This window comes from Gammaproteobacteria bacterium (genome assembly GCA_033720895.1).
Taxonomy (GTDB): Bacteria; Pseudomonadota; Gammaproteobacteria; order Natronospirales; family JAJUFS01; genus JAWWBS01.
Genome location: JAWWBS010000079.1, coordinates 1 through 7,583, shown reverse-complemented (window position 1 = coordinate 7,583; position 7,583 = coordinate 1). Strand labels below are relative to the sequence as shown.

Below are 7,583 nucleotides of genomic sequence, written 5' to 3'. Positions count from 1 at the left end.
TCCCGATGAGTGGTCCCGTCCTTCTACGAAGGATTTCCAGGGCCCTCCCGTGGTCTGCTTGAACAACGCTTCGAGCTGGTCAAGCGCTTCATCCGAGAGTCTGCCTTTCGCGTCGAAGTAATGCATGAATAGCTTTTTCTATTGCTGGTCGACAGCGTTCAGAAAAGCGACTGCCGTGGCGCGTATGTCCTTCCGCCAAGGGTCCTGTAAAACCGCCGTCGAAAAGAAGCCCGACCCACAGCATGCCATGGATCGGGCTCCCCTTCTCTCCCTCTGCCTGGTGCGCCGTCAGGGTCAGCCCACCAGGTTCATTGCGCGAGGCTGATCAGACAGCAGCCAGGCGCGCTTTCTCTTCCTCGAACTGCTCTTCCTCGGTCGAGCCGCTGAGTGCCGACAGTGACGACTTGCCGCCGCCGATGACCTGGGTGAGCTGGTCGAAGTAGCCGGTGCCGACTTCGCGCTGGTGCTTGGTCGCGGTGTAGCCGTGCGACTCGGTGCCGAACTCGGCTTCCTGCAGCTCGACGTAGGCCGTCATCTGCTCTTCCTTGTAACCCTTGGCGAGCGCGAACATGGAGAAGTTCAGGGCGTGGAAGCCGGCCAGCGTGATGAACTGGAACTTGTAGCCCATCGCGCCCAGCTCGTTCTGGAACTCGGCAATGGTCTTGTCGTCCAGGTTCTTTCTCCAGTTGAAGGACGGCGAGCAGTTGTAGGCCAGCAGCTTGCCCGGGAATTCGGCGTGGATGGCGTCGGCGAACTTCTTCGCTTCGGCCAGGTCCGGCTTGGACGTCTCGCACCACAGCAGGTCGGCATACGGCGCGTACGCAAGGCCGCGGGCGATGGCCTGGTCGATGCCCGGCTTGACGTGGTAGAAGCCTTCCGACGTCCGCTCACCCGTAATGAAGGCGTGGTCGGCCGGATCGATGTCCGAGGTCAGCAGGTTGGCTGCGTTGGCATCGGTGCGGGCGATGATCAGCGTCGGCACGCCCATGGTGTCGGCGGCGAGACGCGCGGCCACCAGCTTGGACACGGCTTCCTGCGTCGGTACCAGCACCTTGCCACCCATGTGGCCGCACTTCTTGGCGGAGGCCAGCTGGTCTTCGAAATGCACACCGGCAGCGCCCGCTTCGATCATGTGCTTCATCAGCTCGAAGGCGTTCAGCACGCCGCCGAAGCCGGCTTCTGCGTCGGCGACGATCGGCGCGAACACGTCCTGCTCGATGCCTTCCTGCACGTTGATCTCGTCCATGCGCTTGAAGGTGCTGTTGATCTTCTTCACCAGGTTCGGCACGGAATCGACCGGGTACAGCGACTGGTCGGGGTACATGGAACCGGAGGTGTTGGCATCCGCAGCCACCTGCCAGCCAGAGCAGTAGATGGCGCGCAGGCCGGCCTTCACCTGCTGCATGGCCTGGCCGCCGGTCATCGCGCCCAGCGCGTTCACGTAGCCGTACTCTTCTTCGCTGACCATCTTGTAGAGCTTTTCAGCGGTGTGCCTGGCAATGGAATACTCGATCGGCAGCGAACCTCGCAGGCGCACGACTTCTTCCGGTGCGTACGGGCGGGTGATGCCCTTCCAGCGCGGGTTGCTTTCCCAGTCTTTCTTGAGTTCTTCGGCGGTAGGCAGCTTGTTCATGGTGTTACCCCTTTGGTTGAGTCTTCAAGTCGAAGTCGGTTGTGTCGTTCAGAATGTTTCGTAAGCGGGCAGTGTCAGGAAATCTTCGAGATCCTCCTTGAAGGTAAGATCACGCAGCAGCTCGGCGGCCTCCGCGAACTTGCCGTTCGCGAAAGCGTCATCGCCGAGCGCCGCGCGACGCTCCCCCAGCGTTCTTTCAATCAAGGATTCGATCAGGTCCCTGGAGATCACCTCGTTCTCGCGGGTCTTCGCTTCATAGCGATGCCACTGCCAGAGCTGGGTGCGGGCAATTTCCGCCGTGGCGGCGTCTTCCATCAGGTTGTTCAGCGGAACGCAGCCGTTGCCATTCAGCCAGGCCGCGGTGTAATCGATGGCGACCTCGACATTGCCGGCCACACCACCGAGGGTGATGTCGCCTTGCGGCAGCTGCAGCAGGTCGCGGGCGCAGACATTCACGTCTTCGCGAGCAACATCAAGCTGGTTCGGCTTGTCGCCCAGGACCTTGTCGAAGACTTCCCGTGCTACCGGGATCAGGCCCGGGTGTGCCACCCAGGTGCCGTCATGGCCGTCACCGGCTTCGCGCAGCTTGTCGGCGCGCACCTTGGAGACGGCCTTCTCGTTGGCTTCTTCATCGCCCTTGATGGGAATCTGTGCGGCCATGCCGCCCATGGCGAAGGCACCGCGGCGATGGCAGGTCTTGATCAGCAGCTGCGAGTAGCTGCGCAGGAAATGCTCGGTCATGCCGACCACTTCGCGATTCGGCAGGATGCGATCCTGGTCGGCGCGGAAGGTCTTGATGAAGCTGAAGATGTAATCCCACCGACCGCAGTTCAGGCCGACGATGTAATCCGACAAGGCGTGCAGGATTTCATGCATCTGGAAGACGGCCGGTAGCGTTTCGATCAGCACGGTGACCTTGATCGTGCCCTTCTCGACACCGAAGTGCTTTTCCGTGAAGCGGAACACGTCGGCCCACAGCTTGGCTTCACGCCAGTGCTCGAGCTTCGGCAGGTAGAGATACAGGCCGGTACCGTTCTCCAGGCGCTGCTCCATGTTGTGGATGGCATACAGGCCGAAATCGACCAGTGCACCGCTGAGGGCTTCGCCGTCCAGTGTCAGGTGCTTTTCCGGCAGGTGCAGGCCGCGTGGACGAACCAGCAGCTGCGCATGGTCCTTCCTGAGCTCGTAGCGCTTGCCGTTTTCGGCCGTGAAATCGATATCGCCGCGGTTGGCATCGCGCAGGTTCAACTGGCCACCAATGACGTTGTCGAAGGTGGGCGCCAGCGAATCTTCCAGGTCGGCCATGAAGACCTTCGCCCCCGAGTTCAGGGCATTGATCACCATCTTGCGGTCGGTCGGGCCGGTAATCTCGACGCGGCGATCCTTGAGGTCTTCGGGAATGCCCAGGATCTGCCAGTCGCCGTAGCGAATCTCGGCGGTTTCCTCGAGGAAGTCCGGCTGGTAGCCGGAATCGATCGCGGCCTGGCGGGTCTTGCGGCCGGCCAGGAGCTTGGCGAGACGCGGACCGAACTCGGTTTGCAGGGCTTCCACAAAGACCAGGGCCTCCGGGCTGAGGATTTCCTCGAAGCCGGGTGCCAGCGCCTTCTCGACCTGGATGCGGGTCTGCTTCAGTGCCTGTCGCGTCGCTTCTGCCGTTGCGTTCATCGTGTCCCCATCTGCCCCTGCGGGCGCCGTGTGTTTGCGATGGGTCGAGTAAACGCGGATTGCCAAGATTGTTGTACACAATGACTTTAATTTTTCACATTGGTATGGTTAATACATAGCGAAATGGCCTCCTGGCGCCTTGAGAGGCGTTTTAAGCCGTTATATCAATAACTTAGCGTGAGTACCTAAAATGGCCAGAAAGACCGCCTATTACAGCCAGAACGCGCTGCAGCAGCTTCGTGGCTTCGTTTACACGGCTCGCCTGGGCAGCATTTCCAAGGCCGCCGAGCAGATGGAGCTGTCCCAGCCCTCGGTGTCGCTGCAGATCCAGGCGCTGGAAAAGGAAGTCGGCAGCGTGCTGTTCGAGCGCCGTGGTCGCAAGATCCAGCTGACCCCGGAAGGCACGCAATTGCTCGAGATTGCCCAGCCCCTGGTCAAGGGTTTCGAGGGCCTGAAAGAGGATTTCCAGGCCCGCTGCGAGAACCTGGAATCGGGCGAGCTGCATATCGCCGCAGGTGAATCCACCCTGCTCTACCTGTTACCGGATTTTGTCTCCCGCTTTGCCGAGCAATACCCGCAGATCCAGCTGAATTTCCATAACGTCACCGGTCGCGACGGCTTGCAGATGCTGCGCGATGACGAGGCGGATTTCGCCGTAGGCCCCATGTCCGAGGTGCCGGACGACATCAAGTACGAGCCACTGTACGGCTATCCGCATTACCTGATCGCACCCAAGGGCCACCCGATCACCTTTGAGGAGAACATCGACCTGGAAACGATTGCCAGCTATGGCTTGATCCTGCCGCCGCGCCATCTTTCCACCTGGCGCCTGGTCAAGGAAGCATTCGAGAGGAACAAGGTGCCCTTCAACGTGAAGCTCGAAGTCGGTGGCTGGGAGGTGATCAAGAAATATGTCGAGCTCGGCATGGGCATCAGCATCGTCTCCGGTATCTGCCTGAAGCCCTGGGACCGCCTGTTCCGCTATGGCCTGCCGGATTACTTCAATGAACGGTCCTATGGCGTGGTGACACGTCGCGGCAAGTTCCTGTCCAACCAGGCCAAGCGCTTCATCGAGATCCTGCGACCGGGTTTGTGACGCTCTCATCACGAATCTGCACATGACTTTGCTAAGCTCAGCATCATGATCAAGAAAACCAAGACAAAAATCGGTCTCGCTCTCGGCTCGGGCGCTGCACGTGGCTGGTCGCACGTCGGTGTGATTCGCGAGCTCGAGAAGATGGGCATCAAGCCGGACATCGTTACCGGCGCATCGGTTGGCGCAGTGGTCGGCGGCGCCTATGCTGCCGGCAGGCTGGACGAGTTCGAGGACTGGATTCGATCACTGGGGCGCGTCGACATCATTCGCCTGCTGGATGCCAAGATGTCCGGTGGTGGCTTCCTGCAGGGCAAGAGCCTGATGGGTGCCATTTCGAAACAGATGGGCAACCCCGACATCGAGGACCTTGATATCCCCTTCGGCTGCGTTGCCACGGGTCTGCAGACCGGTCGCGAGATCTGGTTGCGCGAGGGTTCGCTGCTGGACGCCTGTCGTGCGTCGATTGCCCTGCCCGGCATGTTCGCGCCGGCACGTGACGACGAGGGCGAACTGCTGATCGACGGTGGGCTGGTGAACCCGGTCCCGGTATCGCTGGCGCGTGCCATGGGTGCGGATGTGGTGATTGCCGTGAACCTGAACGGTGACCTGGTCGGCCAGCATTTCTATTCGCACACGCCCGAGAACGACCAGCAGGCTGTCGAGGACAGCGATCGCGAGCTCGCCGAGATCGAGGAAAAGGATTCCACCATTGCGAAATGGGCCGCCAAGCTGAAGGCCGGTATGGGCATACGCCTTGATTCCTACATCTCTTCCCTGCGCAAATCCGGGACCGCCGATCCCGGCCTGTTCGATGTCATGGCAGGTTCCATCGACATCATGCAGGATCGCATCACCCGCTCGCGCATGGCCGGCGATCCGCCAGACGTACACATCGTGCCGAAGCTGAATCACATCGGACTGATGGAATTCGATCGCGCCAAGGAGGCCATCGAAGGCGGTCGCAAGGCCACGCAGCGTGAGAAGGAAGAGCTGGAGCCCTTGATCAAGGCAGCGAAGTAAGCCTTGTCCTTGATTGCCTTCAACAAGCCCTTTGGCGTGCTGTGCCAGTTTTCCGGTGAAGGCCGCACGCTGAAGGATTACATCGACGTGCCGGATGTCTATCCGGCCGGTCGCCTGGACAAGGATTCCGAAGGCCTGCTGTTGCTGACGGATGATGGTCAGCTGCAGGCGAAGATATCCTCCCCGAAATTCAAGAAGCCGAAAACCTACTGGGTACTGGTCGAGCGCGAGCCCGATGATGCTGCGCTGGAGCAACTGCGCCGCGGCGTCGAGTTGAAAGACGGACTTACAAAGCCGGCTGAAGTGAAGCGCATCGACACACCCGAAGGCCTCTGGGAACGGGACCCGCCCGTGCGCTATCGCAAGAACGTCACGGACGTCTGGCTGGAAATGACGATACGGGAGGGCAGGAATCGCCAGGTGCGACGCATGACCGCCGCTATCGGCCACCCCACTCTCAGGCTGGTTCGCGCACGGATCGGGGAATGGGAGCTGGGCGACCTCGCGCCAGGGGCCTGGCGCGAGTTGAAGTAAGGTTCAGCTGTTGCTGGCCTTGCGCGAGTTCGAGTTGATCTTGCGGCCGACAATGCGCATGGCCATTTCCAGCGCCTGCTCGTAGTTCAGGCGCGGGTCGACCGTCGAACGATACGCACGCTCCAGGTCCTTGTCTGTCAGGCCGCGGGCACCACCGGTGCATTCGGTCACGTTCTCGCCCGTCAGCTCCACGTGCACACCGCCGAGGTGTGAATCCATTTCGCTGTGAATCCGGAAAGCATCTTCCAGCTCGGACAGGATGTTGTCGAAGCGACGCGTCTTGATGCCGGACTGCGTGGTCTCGGTGTTGCCGTGCATCGGGTCGGCGCTCCACAAGACATCAATGCCCGTTTCGCGCACGGCCTTGATGAATTCCGGCAGCAGCTGCTTGATGTTGGCGGCGCCAAAGCGATGGATCAGCGTCAGGCGGCCTGGTTCGTTCTCCGGGTTCAGCGTCTCAACCAGCGTCTTGAGTTGTTCGAGGCTCATCTTCGGCCCGACCTTCACGGCAACCGGGTTGGCAATGCCGCGGAAGTACTCGATGTGCGCACCATCCAGCTCGGCGGTGCGCATGCCGATCCACGGGAAATGCGTGGACTGGTTGTACCAGCGGCCCACTTCCTCGACGTAATGCGTCTGCGCCTGCTCGTACGGCAGGTGCAGGCCTTCGTGCGAGGTAAAGAATGCCACGCGCGACGTCTCGTGGATCGGCTGGCCGGAAATCGTTTCCATGAAGTTCAGTGCGTCGTCGATCGAAGCGACGATTTCACGGTACTCGCTGGCCAGCGGTGAATCATTCACAAAGGCCAGGTCCCAGTATTCCGGGTGATGCAGGTCGGCAAAGCCGCCCTCCACCAGCGCACGGACGTAGTTCAGCGTCAGCGCCGCACGCTCGTAACCGCGCAACATCAGCTTCGGATCCGGGCGGCGATCCGCCTCGGTGAACGGCGAGCGGTTGATCAGGTCGCCGCGGTAGCTCGGCAGCACCATGCCATCGCGCTCCTCGACATCGGCCGAGCGCGGCTTGGCGTACTGCCCCGCCATGCGGCCGACGCGCACGATGCGCTGCTTCAGGCCGTGGGTCAGAACCAGTGACATCTGCAGCAGGATCTTCAGCTTGTTGGCGATGAACTCGCCGGTGCACTCGTCGAAGGATTCCGCACAGTCACCGCCCTGCAGCAGGAAACGCTCGCCACGCTGCGCCTCGGCCAGCTGGGCCTTCAGCGCATCAATCTCGCCCCAGGTCACCAGCGGCGGCAGGCTATTCAGGGTATGAACGACCTGCTCCACCTCGGACTGGTCCGGGTAAAGGGGCTGCTGGCCGGCAGTCTTCGACTGCCAGCTGGCCGGATTCCAGGAATTCTGCAGGGATTTGGTCATAGGACGGCAGATGATACCGCGTTCAGATGGCCGGAAAAAGGAAAGTCAGCCGTTGACGGCGCGATGCAGGGCCCAGCAGAGTTCGCTGGTTTCGGGGTGGTAGCCCATCTTGCCGGGATGGATCTCGAAGTCTTCGTCCGAGACCTTGTCCTTGTAGGCCAGGTAACGCACGCCCTTGTAGTCGAATTCCATGAACGCCTTGCCGGTGAAAAAGGACCGACCGTTCGGCATGCGCACGACCTCGACCTCCGGCAG

At 61.1% G+C, this 7,583-nt stretch carries 7 protein-coding genes; 3 read left to right on the top strand and 4 right to left on the bottom strand.

Annotated elements, in window-relative coordinates; genetic code table 11:
* Positions 1-325 precede the first annotated feature (325 nt).
* Entirely contained in the window at positions 326-1,633 is a 1,308-nt protein-coding gene (aceA, locus tag R3217_09785; GenBank protein MDX1455735.1) for an isocitrate lyase, read from the bottom strand.
* A 48-nt stretch (positions 1,634-1,681) separates the two neighbouring features.
* A complete protein-coding gene (gene aceB / locus R3217_09780; GenBank protein ID MDX1455734.1) occupies positions 1,682-3,298 on the bottom strand; it encodes a malate synthase A in 1,617 nt (538 codons plus the stop codon).
* 190 nt (positions 3,299-3,488) lie between these two features.
* Here aceB and R3217_09775 point away from each other — a divergent pair, with 190 nt between their 5' ends.
* From R3217_09775 to R3217_09765, 3 genes are read left to right on the top strand one after another with little or no spacing between them, the layout of a single operon-like run.
* Positions 3,489-4,394 carry a LysR family transcriptional regulator gene (locus R3217_09775; protein MDX1455733.1) on the top strand — a complete coding sequence of 302 codons (906 nt, stop codon included), beginning with the start codon at positions 3,489-3,491 and terminating at the stop codon, positions 4,392-4,394.
* A 45-nt stretch (positions 4,395-4,439) separates the two neighbouring features.
* Positions 4,440-5,414 (top strand): patatin-like phospholipase RssA, encoded by a 975-nt coding sequence (gene rssA / locus R3217_09770; GenBank protein MDX1455732.1) that lies wholly within the window; start codon positions 4,440-4,442, stop codon positions 5,412-5,414.
* Positions 5,415-5,417: 3 nt separating this feature from the next.
* Positions 5,418-5,948: a pseudouridine synthase gene (locus tag R3217_09765; protein MDX1455731.1), complete on the top strand. Its 531-nt coding sequence runs from the start codon at positions 5,418-5,420 to the stop codon at positions 5,946-5,948.
* 3 nt (positions 5,949-5,951) lie between these two features.
* Here the strand turns inward: R3217_09765 and R3217_09760 are convergent, their stop codons facing one another.
* Positions 5,952-7,328 carry a 3-deoxy-7-phosphoheptulonate synthase class II gene (locus R3217_09760; GenBank protein ID MDX1455730.1) on the bottom strand — a complete coding sequence of 459 codons (1,377 nt, stop codon included), beginning with the start codon at positions 7,326-7,328 and terminating at the stop codon, positions 5,952-5,954.
* Between the two features lie 45 nt (positions 7,329-7,373).
* Positions 7,374-7,583 (bottom strand): hypothetical protein (locus R3217_09755; GenBank protein MDX1455729.1); only part of this gene is annotated, 210 nt, incomplete at its 5' end.

What these genes read in the sequence shown, in the direction of transcription:
- R3217_09760 (MDX1455730.1), bottom strand. Translation starts at nt 7,328, where the DNA reads ATGACCAAATCCCTGCAGAATTCCTGGAATCCGGCCAGCTGGCAGTCG.
- rssA (MDX1455732.1), top strand. Translation starts at nt 4,440, where the DNA reads ATGATCAAGAAAACCAAGACAAAAATCGGTCTCGCTCTCGGCTCGGGC.
- R3217_09775 (MDX1455733.1), top strand. Translation starts at nt 3,489, where the DNA reads ATGGCCAGAAAGACCGCCTATTACAGCCAGAACGCGCTGCAGCAGCTT.
- aceB (MDX1455734.1), bottom strand. Translation starts at nt 3,298, where the DNA reads ATGAACGCAACGGCAGAAGCGACGCGACAGGCACTGAAGCAGACCCGC.
- aceA (MDX1455735.1), bottom strand. Translation starts at nt 1,633, where the DNA reads ATGAACAAGCTGCCTACCGCCGAAGAACTCAAGAAAGACTGGGAAAGC.